Raw genomic sequence first — 18119 nt, 5'->3', positions numbered from 1 at the left:
AGTACACCTCAGCCTTGCAAACAGGGATGTGTACATCTAGAGAATGTAGAAGCCAAATTTTAACTAATTGTGCACATTTTAAAGAGGAGTACACAATTAGTTAAAATTATTTAGAAAGATGACTTATTATTGATTTTATATCCTTGGGTGCTGAGGGGTGTAAAAGGATGTTAAAAAATAATAGCATTTTATCTCGTTGGGAAAATTGCTGAGTATCTGCCAGTATTTAAAACATTAAATCTAAAAACAAAATGGGTTAAAAAGTTTAATGCTAATTGTTATAATTAGTGCGGTAGCTATTTAAAAATGATAGAAATATTGACATTTTAAATTTATTGATGATATGAAACTGGCGTTTTATTCTCATGATACGATGGGGCTTGGGCATTTACGGCGAAATCTTTTGCTTGCAGGAGCAGTTCAGAAAAGGTTTTCTGATACTGAAATTTTGATTATTAACAGTGCCCGTGAATCCGGATTATTTACACTACCTGAACGCTCAGATATTCTTACGTTACCAGCCTATGCCAAAACGTTGTGCGGCAAATATCACCCCCGGTCACTGGGCAATAATACCCGGAAATTGGTTAGCCTTCGGAGACAGATAATTCGAGCTGCATTGAGTGAATATTGTCCGGATGTAATGGTTGTGGATAATGTACCTGCTGGGGCGTTATCAGAACTGCTGCCGGTGCTTCCGGAATTGGTTGATGATAATGTGCATCTGATTCTTGGACTCAGGGATATTATTGATGAACCATCAGTTGTTCGTCATCAATGGCATGCTGCAGATAATTATACGATTGTCCGTCAGTATTATTCTGATATATGGATTTATGGCGATCGTTCATTCTATGATTTGTCGCTTGATCTTGCTCCGGAACCATCAGTATACCGAAAAATCAGTTTTCTTGGATATCCGGATGTTCCATTATCTCCATCGGTGTTACAGGATGAGCAATTTCAGTCTCTGATTTCTCGTCCATTCGTATTATGTCTTACAGGGGGAGGGCAGGATGGCTACCACCTTGCATCTGTATTTGCAGAGACATTGTTACCGCCAGGGATGGACGGTGTTATTCTTACCGGTAGCCAGATGGCTCGGGAGGAAGTGACATCATTACAGCGTATTGCGTCCATGCGTAATGATTTACATATTATTCGTTTTGTATCTGATCCTCTTTTTCTTCTACAGCATACGCACAGCGTGGTGGCAATGGGGGGATATAACACCTTACGGGAAATTCTTTCATTACGGAAACGGGCATTGATTATTCCCCGTATTGTTCCTCGTCTTGAGCAATGGATACGTGCTTCACGGATGGCAGAAAAGAATCTGGTTACATGTTTGCATCCGGACAGTCTGACGCCACAGTCAATAACTGATTGGCTGATTTCCGACTGGTGTCCTTCAGATCCACGACTTTACCTCAGTCTGAATGGGCTGCATTCCTTTACAGAAAAAATGAACGCGATATTTACAGCGCGGAGAGAAAATAATTAAAATCAATGGCATGGAGAGTGTAATGGATAATAAACACCCTTATGTCGGATATGTGGTTAAACGCTATCCCCGCTTTTCAGAAACATTTATTGTCAATGAAATTCTCGCTCATGAACGAGCCGGAATGAAGCTGGATATTTTCGCCCTTGGAGATGTTCAGGAGGCTTTTTTTCAGGAATCTATTTCCCGGGTAAAAGCACCGGTAACTCGTTTTAATTCTAGGCAATATAATGCTGAATATTATCATGATTTACTGCGCCGTTCTTTTCCGTTACTACCGGAACTTTCCGGATGTTTTTCCGATCCCGGATATAATCATGTACACGAATTTGCTCAGGCAGTGATGTTGGCAGCAACTGTACAGGAAAGAGGGATCAGGCATCTTCATGCACATTTTGCTACAAAAGCGACCACAGTCGCTCGCTTGGCAGCAAAACTCGCAGGGATCACGTACAGCTTTACCGCACATGCGAAAGATATTTATTTTGATTATCCTGAAGACTCTGCAATTTCCCTGAAGCTCCGGGATGCGAGCCGGGTGATTACTGTATCAGATTATAATTGTGCCTGGTTACAGAAAAAGTATGGTGGAAATCTGGCTTCACTGGAGAGGCTTTATAACGGTATTGATTTACAACAATACCTGTGTCGCGACAATCTCATAGGGCCGGAAAACACTGAAATATTAGCGGTGGGACGTTTGGTCGTTAAAAAGGGCTTCAGTACGCTGATTGAAGCGCTGCGTTTGTTGTATTGTCGGGGAATGAATTTTCACTGCACTTTAGTGGGAGATGGTCCTCTAAAAGAGACGCTGAGGCGACAGGTTGAAGAGAGTGGTCTGTCGTCTGTCATCACACTGACCGGAGCCCAACCTCAGGGATATGTGAAAATGGCTATGCACCGGGCCACGATGCTGGTTGCTCCCTGCATTATCAGTAGTGATGGGGACCGGGATGGGTTGCCGACAGTATTACTGGAGGCCATGGCGCAGGGATTGCCTGTTATTTCTACCCGGGTTGCCGGGATCCCTGAACTGGTGACTGACGGCCACACTGGATTCTGTATTGATCCTGAAAAACCGGGTGTAATGGCTGATGCCATTGAAAGAATGGCTGGTGATGCTGTGCTGAGGAAGTATCTGGCGCTGAATGCGAGAAAACGAATTGAAGATGCATTTGATATTGATCGTAACACCCGGCGACTGCGTGAAATATTTGAGGATGCAATTCAGGCAGGAATACAGGAGAGAGTTCAGTGAGAGTGGCCTATGTTTGTGCAGATCCTGGTATTCCTGTTTTTGGATATAAAGGAGCTTCCATTCATATCCAGGGAATGCTCAGGGAAATGCTGAACGCCGGTATGGATGTGACATTGTTTACCTGCCGGGGATTTTCGCCAGTACCGGAAGAATTTCGTGCTGTCAGGGTTGTCCCTCTTTTTGATTTATCCGGAACAGATTCAGATGAGGAAAAAGCCAGTCAAGCACTCAGGGGAAATCAAGAACTGAAGAGTAGGTTGGTGTCTGCCGGTCCTTTTGATGTTGTTTATGAGCGCTATTCTCTCTGGAGTTTTGCCGGGATGGAATATGCCCGGAATGCAGGGATCCCGGGCATACTGGAGGTTAATGCTCCCCTTCCGCTGGAGCAGAAACGCTGGCGAAAGATGGTGATGGAGCATGAAGCTTATCAAGTACTGGAGCTTGTACTGGAGCATGCCAGTACGGTGATAGCAGTTTCGCCCGGTATCCGTCGTTGGTTGGAGACATTACCTGCAACAGAAGGAAAAGTCCATGTTGTCCGAAACGGCGTGAATCCGGCTTCTTTTTATAAAAAAAACATGGCGCGGGGTAGCGTTTTTACTGTGGTATTTTCCGGAACCCTGAAGCCCTGGCACGGGATGGATACCTTGGCAGAAGCGTTTATTTTACTGCGTCGTCAGAGAACAGATATTAGTCTTTCTATCATCGGGGATGGACCGGAGCGTCCAGCACTGGAGAATGCTTTCCGGAGTGCTGGTGTAGATAACGCAGTGGTATTTCATGGTGGTGTTGCTCATTGTGATGTTCCTGCATTGCTTGCTTGTGCTGATGCGGGGGTTGCTCCCTATCCGCATTTCGATGATTTTTATTTTTCGCCTCTTAAAATTTATGAATATATGGCGGCAGAATTGCCAGTAATCACATCTCGAACCGGAGATCTTGATAGCATTGTAAAGCATGAAAAAACCGGACTTCTGATCCCACCAGAATCACCGTCAGCACTATCTGATGCAATTATCACTTTGGCTGACTCCCCTTCGTTGTGCCGGAAAATGGGGGAAGCCGGAGGTCTATATGTGAAACAGAATAGCTGGGAGAATGTGCTTAGGAAAATCTGGTTATATGCCGATATTACGCTGCTGACTGGAGGATTGGATGAAGTCTGAACATCAGCAGGTATTACGAACGTTCTGGCCGGCCATCCGGACACAGAAGATGCTGTTGTCAAGTGTATTTCTGACATTACTTCTGACCAGTATTATCCGGTTACTGGAACCCTGGCCATTAGCACTTGCTGTGGATTTTGTTCTGGGAAAAGCCAGATATGATGACTTTTCTTGGTTTTCGGTCGGGAATGACACTATCCAAGACTATCTGTTACCGGGATGTGCTCTGGGTGTTATTGCTATAGCTGTGCTAAAGGGATTATGTGGCTATTTCACCGCAACCAGAATGGCCTTGGCCGGAAGCAGGATCCTGAGCATTATCCGGAAGTCACTGTTTACACATCTGCTAAGATTACCCCTTTCAGCTCATCAGGAGTTGAGAGCCGGTGATCTGACTATGAGACTGATAAATGATATCGGAATGATGCGTGATGCGATGGTGACAGCTGTAATGCCTCTGTTATCTAGCCTTACAGTGTTCACTGGTATGGCCGGCATCATGCTCTGGCTGAACTGGCAACTGACAGTGGTAGCATTGCTTCCGGTTCCACTTCTTGTGCTGGTGACAGTCTGGAGAGGAAGACGGATCAGAGATGTCAACCGGGTTCAGAGACAGCATGAAGGGGAACTTGCTGCCCGTTCAGCAGAGTTCATGACTGCGATAGCAACAGTTCAGGCCATGGCACTGGAGAAAGATGCCATAAGGGCATTTGAGGGACCGGAACGACAGAGTCTACAACAGAATGTGAAAGCCAGAAAACAGGCTGTCGGGCTGGAGTGTCTGATTGAACTGTTGATTGCGGGGATCACAGCTATGGTATTACTGCTGGGAGCCAGAAGTGTTCTGAGCGGAAAAATGTCAGCCGGAGAATTACTGGTTTTTTTATCCTACCTGAAAAATATGTTCCGTCCTGTACGTGAGTTTGCAAGATACAGTACGCGTCTGATCAGGGCATTTACAGCTGGAGAAAGGGTTGCAGGGTTACTGCATTATCTGCCAGTAGAATACTCTGTTGAGGGAAAAAAACTGCCGTTATCAGAGATGCCGGATATTCGCTTTGAAAATGTTAGTTTCACTTACCGAGAGGGAAAGAATGGAGAGTGCGGTAGAACTCTTCATAATGTCAGTTTCCATCTCCCGTCGGGTCATACTCTGGCAGTGACCGGACCCTCGGGGGCTGGAAAATCCACGCTCAGCCGTTTATTGTTACGGTTATATGAGCCGGATTCTGGTCGTATCCTTTTGGGAAAGAATGAGTTGCACGAGTTTTGTGTGACATCTCTGCGTCAGAGGATTGGATATCTACCTCAGGAGCCCCTGTTATTCGGATACAGTATTCGGGATAATATTACGCTGGGAGCAGGAAAGACCTTCAGTGATGATGAAATAATTGCAGCGGCCAGACAGGCCAATGCACATGAGTTCATCAGCGGGCTACCACAGGGATATAATACTATAGTAGGAGAACGTGGAAATACGCTTTCCGGAGGGCAGCGACAGCGCATAGCAATTGCCCGGGTGATTCTCCTGAATACGCCTTTTATTCTGCTTGATGAACCAGGTGTAGGGCTGGATAGTATAAATGAACTGGCGGTCTTTACAGAGCTGAAAAGACTCCTCAAGAATAAAACAGCACTGATTATCACACATGATTTATCTCTGGCCGCTCAGGCTGATGAAGTTATTTTCATGGAGCAGGGAAAAATAACGGAGCGAGGCAATCACCATTCTCTGATGGCACGACAGGGACGCTATGCAGAACTGTGGTTACTGCAGAAGGAGGGAAAAGGGAATGCTGAATGATGTTGAGCGCGCTCTTGTTAGCCGGGATTCCATGCTGCCCGGGCTTGCTGCACTACTTGACGAAACGGTGCTGACTGGCGTTCTGCGACAGCAAAAGCCTTTTTTATCCCTGAAGCGTGTAAGCGTTACCTACATCCGTTACAAACCTAAAACCAGTTGTGTCGTGGGGGTGACGCTCTATATTGCTGATGAGATACCGTATTTTTGTTTTGTCAGAGCGCTGACGCGCTCCAGATTTATATCTTATTGCAGTCGATTAGTTTCTGACGGGAAAAATACCAGTGACTGGCCTGAAACCCCTGTATTACTTGATGAACTGGCTGCATTTATTTCTTCACCACAACTGGATCGCAAGTTATGCCTGGCCGCACTGTATAATAATAAATATACAGCACTGCTGCAGAATGCACGAGGCTCAGTCACCGGACAAGAGCGGGAACGCTGGCATTTTTTGCGTTACAAACCCGGGCGTCGTTGTGTCATTGGTGTTTATAGAGATGAACATCCTTTTGCGGTCATTCGTTGTGCGGCAGAAAAAGAGTTTTTTCGTCAGTTACGGGGAAGCCAGGCCGGATCCTCTCTGGCTCATATTGAACTTCTGGGGGTGAATGAAACAGACAGACTGATCGCTACCCGATGGATAGCGGGAAAAAGTCTGGATTATTTTCTGCATGGTCAGGAATATCTCAGTTTGGTCACGCTGACTGGAAAGTCACTGGCCAAGATCCATAATGAGCCTTATTTCCTGCCAGAGAAACAAACCTGCCGGGAGGCGCTCCAGCAGCTCTGGCAGGAACATGGCATGGTGACTGCACTTTATCCAGAGCTCGCGGAACGTTTTAGTCATTGTATTCTTCGTCTGAAGGCGTTATCTGAATGGCTGAGCCATGAGCAGGTTCTTTTGCACGGAGATTTTTCTGCTGATCAGGTTATCGTTGCAGAGGATGGCCGGAGTGTGAATATCATCGACTGGGATCGTTGTGTATATGGTCATCCTGCTGGTGATCCCGGCAGCTTTATTGCCCGGACTGAAATGGATGTCATTAACGGAGAGCTCACCGCTGCTCAGGCAAGAGGAATTCATGACGCACTGCTTGCTGGATACAAAATGGAACGAAAGATCAATGCTTTTGATATCGAATGGTATACCGCAAAAGCGCTGATGTGTCTTGTTGTGGAGCCTTTTCGTAAACGGGATGCCTACTGGCCGAAAAAAGCAGAACTGTTACTGAACAGAGTGGAGGATATCTGTGCGTCAGCTACACCTATCTCCTGAGTGGCAGGCAACGTTGCAGGAGCTTTGTTCTGTCCATGAAATGCAATCTTTTCTCCTCAAACTCCCTTGTGTGACAGCAGATAGTCAACTTATTAGTACCCGGTTATTACGGCAGAAGCCTGGGCGTAGGGCTCTGATTGAATACCATTTTGGGAGACGAGGGAGTTCTTCTCCTCTGCTGATTGTTGGGAAGTATCGTGAAAAGGGGGTTGATAAATTTTCATACTGCTGTCAGCAGGCATTGTGGTCTGATGGTTTTCATCGGCAGAACCGGATCAGTGTGCCGGAACCGTTGATGATTTTGCCGGAAAAGAGAATGTGGCTGCAGCGTCATGTTGATGGTCTTTTGCTGACAGACGTACTGATTTCAAATGTGTTTTCTAGGCACGAGCAGATAAGTACTGGCACAGCTGTCGGATACGCACTTTCTGCCCTTCAGCAGCATGGTGAACTGGCCCGGGTCGTGAATGGACGGCAGTGGACTCTGACAGATGAACTGTCTGTACTTGAGCAGGGACTGACAATAGCAGGAGAGGAAAACGTTGCCCTTTATAAACGTATCGATGCGTTGATGAAAGGGCTGCGTGAAGTGGCTGCTGTTCTTTCGGGTACACGGAAAAGCTGCCTTCATCGTGATTTTTACCCTGATCAGATTATCAGTAACCGAAATGACAGACGCTGTCTGACCCTTCTTGATTTTGACCTGAGTTGTACCGGGCCTTCCGCTCTGGATGCTGGTAACTGGCTGGCCCATGTCTGTGAACTGGGGATCCGCTATAAGGGGGATTACCGGATATTCCATGCACATGAAACAGCATTTGTGGAGTCATGGCTCAGCCACATGTCCGGGGTAACAGTGAAAGAAACGGAAGGGTTCCGGTTGTTATCACTGGCCCGGCATATTTTTTTGAGTACCCGAATTCCGGGGCGGAAGCATACCACCCTACTTTTGCTTGCTTATTGTGAAAAGTGCATGGAGTATTTTTAATTATGTTCAGAAACGGTTCCGGTCGATTCTGTGGTTATTTTCTTCTGTTTTTTGTTTGTGGAGTAGTTCCGGTACAGGCTTCAGAGTCTGTTGACAATGAGTTATTTCGTCCAAAAAAAAACAGTCTGTCCGGGGACAAAAGTAACCGGGAACAACTGATACGGTTTCATTCTACAATGAAGCTGGAAGGCGAGAGCTGGCGGAACAGAACATTAAGGAAGGGACAAAAGCAGGAAAACCGACATGAATTTGAGCCACAATATCGTTTAAGAATTGAGATTGCCAGAAAGTCTTCTCTGTATGGTGTGGCGGAAGCTGAACTGAAAAACAAAACCAGGAGGGATTCCGGTAAACCAGAAGAACATAAAACCCGACTGGAACTGACTCAGGGATATATAGGGGGAAGTTTGCGTGAAGTCGGAGCAGAAATTCGAGCCGGGCGGTGGCTGTACCGCGATGTCAGAGAATGGCTTTTTGATGAAAATCTTGATGGTATATGGGGGCGCTGGAAAAAAGATGACTGGCAGGTGGAGATGGTGGCAGGACGTGTGAATTACTGGCAGCGAGATTTGCTTGATGATACAACACGTAACAAAAGTGTGATATCCGTACAATCTGCATTTTTGCAGTACAGTGTGGAAAAGGACTGGGATACCGGTATTTATTTTGCTGTAAATAAAAACACGCATGATGTATATGAGCGTCAGTCTTTTTACGGGATACGTTCCCACAGTACATCGGATACGGGATGGCGGCACTGGCTGGAGGTCGGAGGAATGTATGCAGAAAAATCCGAAAAAAAATATCAGGGGAGGGTAATTGATGCAGGGCTTACTTGGATTCATAACAGTCCATCGCGCAGCCGCTTTACTCTGGGTTACGCCATAGCCAGTAAAAAATATCATCAGACCGGATTGCAGTCGAATGAAGCCAGCTTTGGTGGAAATACTAAATTCAGTATTTATGGTAATACATTATCTCCAGAGTTGACAAATATACGTATCCTGACGGTTGGCACTGGAATGGATATATCCCCAAGCAGTTCACTGGATCTTGTATATCATTATTATAGACAATCAGACAGGGATTTTTTATCTTCTCATGATCCAGACCTGAAGTCCCGTTATGACAATAGTTCTACTCTGGATCTCGGGAGTGAAATAGATCTTATCTGGGGCTACGAATTTAGTAAAAATATAAAAACTGAGCTATTGCTAGGGATGTTTATGCCATCAGAGCGTTTTCGGGTATCATCTACTGAAAATTCTCCCCGCAGTTCCCCTGCATATTCAGTCGGTCTAGAAGTAGAAATAAAAATTTAACTGAATAATCGTTATTTTTATGGTGTGAAATATGAATATTACCGTTTCAGGAACTGGATACGTTGGGTTATCCAATGCACTACTTCTTGCACGTTATCATAATGTGACGGCATTTGATATTGATGCCATTAGGGTTGAGCAGTTGAACAAACGAATTTCACCGCTTGATGATGATGAAATACGGGAGGTATTCCAAACTGGGAATATTTGTTTTAAAGCAACCACGCATAAAAGTGAAGCTTACCTAGATGCTGATTATGTTATAATTGCTACTCCAACTGATTATGATCCTAATACAGGATTCTTTGATACTGCTTCTGTGGAGTCAGTTATAGAAGATGTGGTAAAATTTAATCCACAGGCAGTGATAATCATTAAATCAACGATCCCTGTTGGATTTACAAAAAAAGTCAGACATAAATATTGCACTGACAAAATAATATTTTCACCAGAATTCTTACGTGAAGGGAAAGCACTATATGATAATCTCTATCCATCTCGAATTATTATCGGAGAGCGTTCAGAGTGCGCGAGGCATTTTGCCAGTATTATGAAAAATGCCGCAATGAAAAGGGATGTACCCGTTTTGTTCACAGAGCCTGCAGAAGCTGAAGCAATAAAACTATTTTCCAATGCTTTTCTCGCTACAAGAGTGGCATTTTTCAATGAACTTGATACCTATGCTGAAATTACGGGGCTGAACACTAAAGATATAATCAGAGGTGTCTGTCTGGATAGAAGAATTGGTGATTATTATAATAACCCATCATTTGGTTATGGTGGATATTGTCTGCCAAAAGATACGAAACAACTGAAAGCAAACTATGATAAACTAAATATACACAGCGATATTATTACTGCTACAGTGAGAGCAAACGATACACGTAAATCTTTTATTGTACAGAGAGTATTGGAAAAAAAACATAAAGTAGTGGGTTTTTATCGAGTTATTATGAAAAATGGTTCAGATAACTTCCGTGAGTCTGCCGTTATGGATATCATCCGTCAACTAAAGTCAAGAGACATATCTATTATTATATATGAACCAATATTGCAAAATAAAACAGTAAGTGATTTAATATTAGTCAATGAATTGCCTGTATTCAAAAAAAAGTCAGACATTATACTCGCGAACAGAATTACAGATGAATTAACGGATGTCAGAGATAAAGTATATACTCGTGATATATATTCACGAGATTAATTCTTTATCAAGCATCTTTTCGCCGGATGAGGCAGTAAAAAATGATACCAGTGAAATACCGTTCACTTAATCGGAGCGGCACTCATTTCACTTTGATATCTTAACCGCCCTTGGCCTTGATGGTAAGCGCTTCACCGTCTTTCGCCTCCCTTTCCTGTTTCCGATACCAATGTCCATTTTCGCAGTAAAAGGACATTTAAGATGAATGCACGAAAGGCGGTACTGGCAGATAATCCGGAATTAATCCCGCGTGTGCTACAGCTGAGATTTGACGAGTCACTGTCGTACCCGCGCATTTCTGCGCAGACTGGTGTCAGCAAAACCGCTATTTTTTCTCTGGTGAAGCGATTTCACTAGGTATTCACTGACTGGCCCCTTTCCGGTGAATAGCAAGTCAGGCAGCAGCGAAGCAAAGCGTTACTGACGTCGCTGCATGAATGGATGGTGGAGAAGAATGGCACGCTGTCGAAAAACTCCAGACTGGGCGAAGCGTTCAGCTATGTACTGAATCAGTGGGACGTCCTCTGTTATTACAGTGATGACGGTCTGGCGGAGGCGGACAATAACACAGCGGAAAGAGCGCTTCGTGCTGTCTGTCTCGGAAAGAAAAATTACGTGTTCTTCGGTAGCGATCACGGCGGCGAGCGTGGTGCACTGCAGTACGGGCTGATCGACACCTGCCGTCTGAACGGTATCGATCCGGAAGCGTATCTGCGCCATATTCTGAGCGTACTGCCGGAATGGCCCTCCAACCGTGTTGACGAACTCCTGCCATGGAACGTAGTTCTCACCAATAAATAAGCGTCAATACGGTGCTCCGTTGACGCTTACAGTGTAGCGGTATAGGAGCAGTTATTTAGGACTTTGTCTGCAATCTGAAACCAGCTCCTTAGGAGGTGAGCTTTTACTTAGACTGTAATTCCGTTGTTTCTTTTTCAGTAGATTCAACCTCACGATACCAGCGAGGATGGTGTTTCTTCGCCCAGCGTCGACTAACTTTCCCTTCAATCATACCTTTAATTGAACCTTTTACCCAAAACGCCATGTATATATGAATCAGAATGGCGTGAATCAGTACAATAGCTGCTGTCGCGTGGATTAACAAACACCAACGAACTATGTTAATTGAGAAATAATGGGCAAAGTATGGCCTCCAGATAATAACGCCGGTAACCAGTAATACCAGAATCAGGCTCATGATGCTCCAAAACATCATTTTCTGCCCTGCGTTGTATTTCCCCACATCAGCGACGTTATGCTCATTGCCTTTAAGTACATCAACGATCCCTTTAATCCAAGGAAGATCCTGTTTATCGGGAATATTGTGGTATACAAAACGAACGAACATAAACATCAGCATGATGAAAATCATCACTCCGATAAACGGATGTAGAATTCGTCCCATTTGCGGTGTACCGAAGGTTTCAGTAAGCCATTGCAATGTTGGGAAGAAAAGCGCAATACCGGAAAGTGACACCAGGAAGAAGCTTATTACCACCGTCCAGTGACAAGCACGGTCGATAAATTTGGTACGCAGAATCATGTTGCTTTTACTCATGACCGTTTTCCTTTTCATCATCATCCGTCTCTTTGTTTGGGCCTACTCCCACGTAGTGGTAAATCAGCCCGGCAAAAGTGGCGATAAATCCGGCTGCGGAGAGTGGTTTTAAAATCCCCTTCCAGAAGTTTACTGGTACGGCGATTTTGGGGTCATCTGGCAGATTGTGGTAAAGAGATGGTTGATCCGCGTGATGAAGTACATACATCACGTGGGTGCCGCCAATCCCTTGAGGGTTGTAAATACCCGCGTTGACATAGCCACGTTTTTTCAACTGTGCCACACGAGTTTCAGCTACATTAAGCATCTCTTTTTTGGTTCCAAACTGGATAGCACCGGTCGGACAAGTTTTCACGCAGGCAGGTTCCTGACCCACGCTGACCCGGTCAACGCACAACGTACATTTATAGACCCGATTATCTTCAGGATTAAGCCGGGGAATATTGAATGGGCAGCCAGCAATGCAGTAGCCACAGCCAATGCAGTGCTCGGACTGAAAGTCGACAATCCCGTTGGCATACTGAATGATTGCTCCAGGTGATGGACAGGCTTTCAAACAACCAGGATCGGCGCAGTGCATGCAACCGTCTTTGCGGATCAGCCATTCCAGCTTATCGTTCTGGGTGGTTTCGCTAAAGCGCATCACTGTCCAAGACTTAGCGCTGAGATCTGTCGGGTTGTCATAGACTCCGTTGCAGTAACCCACTTCATCACGAATATCGTTCCACTCTGAGCATGCTACCTGACAGCCTTTACACCCAATACAGGTGGTTACATCAATTAGTTTCGCCACTTCTGCACGGTAATTCCGCGCCTGAGGCGGCGGCGTGATGTTGTTCGTCGCAGAGCGTTTTATAATATCTTGTGATTGCATAGCCATGAGTCACCTTCCTTACGCTCGCTCTATGTTGACCAGAAATGCTTTATACTCCGGTGTTTGCGAGTTCGCATCACCCACCGATGGCGTTAACGTATTGGCGAGGAACCCTTTGCGTGTAGCACCTTCAAAGCCCCAGTGACAAGGAATACCGATTGTATCGACCTGCTTACCATCGATCATCAGCGTTTGCAGACGTTTGGTGACCACCGCCTTTGCTTTTATAAAGCCGCGTTTCGACATCACTTTCACCGTATCACCAGCTTTAATGCCTTTTTTGCTCGCCAGCGCCTCACCGATTTCGATGAATTGATCGGGTTGAACGATGGCGTTGAGCAGAGCATGTTTGGTCCAGTGGCGAAACAGTTCCGTAATGGAGTAAGTTGTTGCGATGTACGGGAAGGCATCCGCTTTACCCATATTGGTGATATCGTCATTGTAGATACGTGCAACTGGGCTGGATACAACATCCGGGTGCAGCGGGTTAGTACCAATAGGCGACTCAATGGGTTCGTAATGTTCCGGGAATGGCCCGTCGTTCATTTTGTCGATGGAGAACAAACGCGCTACACCTTCCGGATTCATGATAAACGGACCAACACTGCTGCCCGGTTCTGCCTTATCATAGTCTGCGACATCCATACCGAGCCATTTTCTGCCATCCCAATGCAGCAGAGCTCGTTTTGGATCCCACGGTTTTCCTGATGGATCTGCCGAAGCGCGATTGTAGAGAATACGGCGGTTGGCTGGCCATGACCACGCCCAGCCCGGTGTGCAGCCCAAACCATATGGATCACTATTATCACGATTTGCCATCTGGTTACCTTGCTCTGTCCAGCTTCCACAGTAGACCCAGCAGAAACAACTGGTAGAGCCGTCATCGCGTAACTGTGCAAAATTGCTGAGCTGCTGACCATTCTGGGCAATAAGCTGGCCTTTATCATCATAAATGTCTTCAAGTGCCTGGCCATTTGCTTCACGAGCAATCTCTTCTGGGTGTGGGTCATATGGATCTTTATAATTCCAGGCAATATTCAACAAGGGTTGAGGATTCGCTCCGCCTTCCTGCTGATATAGTTCACGCAGTCGCATAAACAGGTGGCCAAGGATCTTTCCGTCATGCCAGGCTTCACCTGGTGGTTCTGCCGCAGCCCAGTGCCACTGCAACCAACGCCCGGAGTTAGCTATTGAACCATTTTCTTCAGCAAAGCAGGAAGATGGCAGGCGGAAAACTTCGGTCTGAATATCTGCCGGGGTTACATCGTTCATCTCGCCATGATTCTGCCAAAAATTGGAAGACTCAGTGGCCAGTGGATCGATAACCACCATATATTTCAGTTTGGAAAGTGCCCGAATTGATTTGTTTTTATCGGGAAACGCCGCCAGTGGGTTAAATCCCTGAACGATGTAACCATTGAGCTTCCCTTCGAGCATCAATTCGGTCTGAGTCATTACGTCATACAGGCGATCCCATTTAGGTAGCCAGTCGTAGCCCCAGTTATTTTCCACTGTTGCATTATTGCCCCAGAAACTTTTCATCATGCTAACAAAGAATTTCGGAGTATTTTTCCAGTAATTGACCTCATTCACACCTAACGCAGGTGGCGTGATTTGCGAAATATAGGTCTGATAGTCTGGCTGTTTTTCCGACGGCAGCGGCATATAGCCCGGCAGGTTTGTCGACAATAAGCCAAGATCGGTATATCCCTGAATATTGGAATGGCCACGTAGGGCGTTAACACCACCGCCTGCCATACCTATATTACCCAGTAGTAACTGGAGCATAGCAGCGGCGCGAATAATCTGTGCCCCGTTGGAGTGGTGTGTCCAACCCAGTGCGTACAGGATGGTGGCGGTGCGATCAGGAACACAGGTACTAGCGAGAATTTCGCAGATTCGATTGAAATCCGCCACGGTAGTCCCACACAGTCGGTTAACCATTTCTGGCGTATAACGCTCGACGTGAGTTTTCAACAAATTCCACACGCAGCGTGGATGATTCAATGAATCATCACGCAGGGCATTACCCTGTTCGTCAAGCTGATAGAACCAACTTGATTTATCATACTGACGTTTCTTGTCGTCATAGCCGCTAAACAGACCGTCATTGAACTGATAGTCATCACGTATTATAAGGCTGGCGTTCGTGTAATGGCGCACATAGTCGTGCTGCACCCGGTTGTTCTTCAGCAGATAACGGATTACTCCGAGCAGGAATACTGTGTCTGAACCAGCGCGTATTGGCGCATACAGATCGGCGACGGCGGCGCTACGGTTAAAGCGCGGGTCTACCACCACCACGGTCGCGTCGTTTTTAGTTTGCGCTTCGACCACCCATTTAAAGCCTACCGGATGTGCCTCAGCAGCATTGCCGCCCATAATAAGTATTACGTTGGCATTTTTAATATCGACCCAATTGTTGGTCATAGCACCACGTCCAAATGTTGGTGCAAGAGCAGCAACGGTGGGGCCATGACATAATCGTGCTTGACAGTCGATAGCGACCATACCTAGTCCACGAGCAAATTTACCGTCAAGGATCCCGGTTTCATTGCTTGCCGCTGAGGAACATAGCATGCCTGTAGTGGCCCATCGGTTGACAGTAACGCCCTGTGCGTTTTTCTCAATAAAGTTGGCATCACGATCATCTTTCATGAGTCGGGCAATACGATTAATCGCATCATCCCAGCTAATACGCTGCCATTTATCTGCCCCAGGTGCTCGATATTCGGGATACTGCAGACGGTTTTTACTATGAATATAATCCAACACGCCAGCGCCTTTAGGACACAACGAGCCACGGCTCACCGGATGATCCGGATCGCCCTCAATATGGTAGATACTTTCTTTGACGTTTTTAGCTGTATCGCCAAGACTGTACATCAGCATGCCGCACCCTACTGAGCAGTATGTGCAGTTATTACGTGTCTCTTTTGCTTTTAAGAGTTTGTATTGACGGGTTTCCGCGTGAACGGAAAAAGATGATAAGAATCCGAGAGATGCAACAGTTGTTCCTGCCATACCGCCCGCGCAGATTCGAAAGAACTGTCTCCGATTGAACTCCATTTTTTCTCCAGCTTAAACTTAAGACATGAAAAAATATGGTTATTTTAATGTTAAATTATTTTATGGGCAATTAACTTTTAGCCAAAATCAGTCTCCCCTCTCCCTCCATTCCCTTTGGTGATGTTCCGGGGGTAAGTGGATTTGCCCCTATATTTCCAGACATCTGTTATCACTTAACCCATTACAAGCCCGCTGCCGCAGATATTCCCGTGGCGAGCGATAACCCAGCGCACTATGCGGATGCCATTCGTTATAATGCTCGAACGCCTCTGCAAGGTTCTTTGCTGCCGTTAACCCGTCTGGTTTGGGCATGATACTGATGTAGTCACGCTTTATCGTTTTCACGAAGCTCTCTGCTATTCCGTTACTCTCCGGACTCCGCACCGCCGTGTTCTTCGGTTCAAGTCCCAACATCCGGGCGAACTGGCGTGTTTCATTAGCCCGGTAGCATGAACCATTATCCGTCAGCCACTCCACTGGAGACGACGGAAGATCGTTGCCGAAGCGGCGTTCCACCGCTCCCAGCATGACGTCCTGTACTGTTTCACTGTTGAAGCCGCCAGTAGTCACCGCCCAGTGCAGTGCCTCACGATCACAGCAGTCCAGCGCGAACGTGACACGCAGTCTCTCTCCGTTATCACAGCAGAACTCGAACCCGTCAGAGCACCATCGCTGATTGCTTTCTTTCACGGCCACTCTGCCTGTATGTGCCCGTTTCGATGGCGGTACAGCAGGTTTTCGCTCAAGCAACAGCGCATTCTGGCGCATGATCCGGTAAACACGTTTGGCATTGATCGCAGGCATACCATCAAGTTCTGCCTGTCTGCGAAGCAGCGCCCATACCCGACGATAACCATACGTGGGCAGCTCTCCGATAACATGGTGTATACGGAGAAGCACATCCGTATCATCAGTGTGACGACTGCGGCGGCCATCCATCCAGTCATCGGTTCGTCTGAGAATGACGTGCAACTGCGCACGCGACACCCGGAGACAACGGTTGACTAAGCTTACTCCCCATCCCCGGGCAATAAGGGCGCGTGCGCTATCCACTTTTTTGCCCGTCCATATTCAACGGCTTCTTTGAGGAGTTCATTTTCCATCGTTTTCTTGCCGAGCAGGCGCTGGAGTTCTTTAATCTGCTTCATGGCGGCAGCAAGTTCAGAGGCAGGAACAACCTGTTCTCCGGCGGCGACAGCAGTAAGACTTCCTTCCTGGTATTGCTTACGCCAGAGAAATAACTGGCTGGCTGCTACACCATGTTGCCGGGCAACGAGGGAGACCGTCATTCCCGGTTCAAAGCTCTGCTGAACAATTGCGATCTTTTCCTGTGTGGTACGCCGTCTGCGTTTCTCCGGCCCTAAGACATCAATCATCTGTTCTCCAATGACTAGTCTAAAAACTAGTATTAAGACTATCACTTATTTAAGTGATACTGGTTGTCTGGAGATTCAGGGGGCCAGTCTAGTAAGTAATATTCCGGTGAACTCATATTGACGCGTTTTTCAGATGCGTCACTGGCGGTACATATGAACTCGCAGTGTGATGATAGTTGATTTATTTTATAGAGCAGAGGAGAAGCAACTAGATACCGGAGGTTGACACTAAAGTACTGAGTCGGGTGACCACTGCGACTTCCCCCTCTGACGAAGCGGTTTCCCTGCTGAAAAATGTCGGCAAAAAGGGGAAGCATCAGAAGGGGGGGACTCCGTCCGGCCAGTGAACCGTGCCGCACTCCGGACAGTACATACCGCCGGCGCTGATACCGGCAAGAATGGTCGCAAACACCCACTCCGTACAGCGGGCAATTTCCGGATAGCCTTCGTCATCAACACGAACAAACCAGAAGACCATCTTTTTGTTTCCCACATCCACAAAGAACGAAATATTCAGGTCTGCGCAGCACTTAACGGCATCGTCAAAATTATCAAAGTGCAGAATTCCTGTGAACTGTCCCGGGAATCCTGGAGATGAAACTCTCTGAGAAGGAGGTAAACAGGATGACTAAAAATACTGGTTTTCCCCCGAAGTCCGTCAGCGGGCGACCCGTATGGTGCTGGAAAATCAGGGCGAATATGACTCACAATGGGCAGCAA

13 protein-coding genes and 2 pseudogenes are annotated in these 18119 nt (G+C 46.5%); 10 read left to right on the top strand and 5 right to left on the bottom strand.

From position 1 onward, the window contains the following. Positions 1-343: 343 nt before the first annotated feature. The 10 genes and pseudogenes from QUE74_RS28475 to QUE74_RS28430 form a co-directional block, all read left to right on the top strand. A complete protein-coding gene (locus tag QUE74_RS28475; protein WP_050541220.1) occupies positions 344-1504 on the top strand; it encodes a glycosyltransferase family protein in 1161 nt (386 codons plus the stop codon). Positions 1505-1526: 22 nt separating this feature from the next. Next, on the top strand, positions 1527-2762 hold the full coding sequence (locus QUE74_RS28470) for a glycosyltransferase family 4 protein (RefSeq protein WP_000368916.1): 1236 nt from the start codon (positions 1527-1529) through the stop codon (positions 2760-2762). Beyond that, entirely contained in the window at positions 2759-3928 is a 1170-nt protein-coding gene (locus QUE74_RS28465; RefSeq protein WP_001261744.1) for a glycosyltransferase family 4 protein, read from the top strand. The genes QUE74_RS28470 and QUE74_RS28465 overlap by 4 nt, the downstream gene beginning before the upstream one ends. Further along, positions 3918-5732 carry an ABC transporter ATP-binding protein gene (locus QUE74_RS28460; protein ID WP_000834219.1) on the top strand — a complete coding sequence of 605 codons (1815 nt, stop codon included), beginning with the start codon at positions 3918-3920 and terminating at the stop codon, positions 5730-5732. Before QUE74_RS28465 ends, QUE74_RS28460 begins: the two co-directional genes overlap by 11 nt. After that, a complete protein-coding gene (locus QUE74_RS28455) occupies positions 5722-7008 on the top strand; it encodes an aminoglycoside phosphotransferase family protein (protein ID WP_000930903.1) in 1287 nt (428 codons plus the stop codon). The genes QUE74_RS28460 and QUE74_RS28455 overlap by 11 nt, the downstream gene beginning before the upstream one ends. Continuing rightward, the gene (locus tag QUE74_RS28450) at positions 6983-7996 is read left to right on the top strand and encodes a phosphotransferase (protein WP_001355418.1); all 1014 of its coding nucleotides are present in this window, start codon (positions 6983-6985) and stop codon (positions 7994-7996) included. Before QUE74_RS28455 ends, QUE74_RS28450 begins: the two co-directional genes overlap by 26 nt. 2 nt (positions 7997-7998) lie before the next feature. Then, positions 7999-9318 carry an alginate export family protein gene (locus QUE74_RS28445; RefSeq protein WP_000489500.1) on the top strand — a complete coding sequence of 440 codons (1320 nt, stop codon included), beginning with the start codon at positions 7999-8001 and terminating at the stop codon, positions 9316-9318. Positions 9319-9349: 31 nt separating this feature from the next. Further along, complete coding sequence (locus QUE74_RS28440) at positions 9350-10522, top strand: nucleotide sugar dehydrogenase (protein ID WP_001028043.1); 1173 nt, start codon at positions 9350-9352, stop codon at positions 10520-10522. A gap of 201 nt (positions 10523-10723) precedes the next feature. Further along, positions 10724-10876 (top strand): annotated as a pseudogene (locus tag QUE74_RS28435) (IS66-like element accessory protein TnpA); the annotation flags it as partial. 42 nt (positions 10877-10918) lie between these two features. Beyond that, a pseudogene (locus tag QUE74_RS28430) lies at positions 10919-11323 on the top strand (IS66 family transposase); the annotation flags it as partial. A gap of 103 nt (positions 11324-11426) precedes the next feature. Here the strand turns inward: QUE74_RS28430 and fdnI are convergent. The 5 genes from fdnI to QUE74_RS28405 all read right to left on the bottom strand — a co-directional run bounded on the left by fdnI (position 11427) and on the right by QUE74_RS28405 (position 17892). Further along, positions 11427-12080, bottom strand: a complete 654-nt coding sequence (gene fdnI, locus QUE74_RS28425; RefSeq protein WP_000045939.1) for a formate dehydrogenase-N subunit gamma — start codon at positions 12078-12080, stop codon at positions 11427-11429. Next, positions 12073-12960: a formate dehydrogenase subunit beta gene (fdxH, locus tag QUE74_RS28420; protein WP_001251453.1), complete on the bottom strand. Its 888-nt coding sequence runs from the start codon at positions 12958-12960 to the stop codon at positions 12073-12075. Before fdxH ends, fdnI begins: the two co-directional genes overlap by 8 nt. A gap of 12 nt (positions 12961-12972) precedes the next feature. Further along, positions 12973-16023, bottom strand: coding sequence for a formate dehydrogenase-N subunit alpha (gene fdnG / locus QUE74_RS28415; protein ID WP_000395613.1), 3051 nt, complete (start codon positions 16021-16023; stop codon positions 12973-12975). A 147-nt stretch (positions 16024-16170) separates the two neighbouring features. Continuing rightward, positions 16171-17399 (bottom strand): IS3-like element IS2 family transposase gene (locus QUE74_RS28410; protein WP_286332278.1). Its coding sequence is split into 2 segments (ribosomal slippage): positions 16171-17084 and positions 17084-17399, totalling 1230 coding nucleotides; the frame shifts between segments, so codons are not numbered across the junction. A gap of 316 nt (positions 17400-17715) precedes the next feature. Continuing rightward, on the bottom strand, positions 17716-17892 hold the full coding sequence (locus QUE74_RS28405; RefSeq protein WP_157839835.1) for a hypothetical protein: 177 nt from the start codon (positions 17890-17892) through the stop codon (positions 17716-17718). Positions 17893-18119: the final 227 nt, after the last annotated feature.

This window comes from Escherichia sp. 10290, assembly GCF_030295155.1.
Taxonomy (GTDB): domain Bacteria; phylum Pseudomonadota; class Gammaproteobacteria; order Enterobacterales; family Enterobacteriaceae; genus Escherichia; species Escherichia coli_F.
Note: the sequence above shows the minus strand (reverse complement) of the source record. Positions and strands in the feature narration are given on the sequence as shown.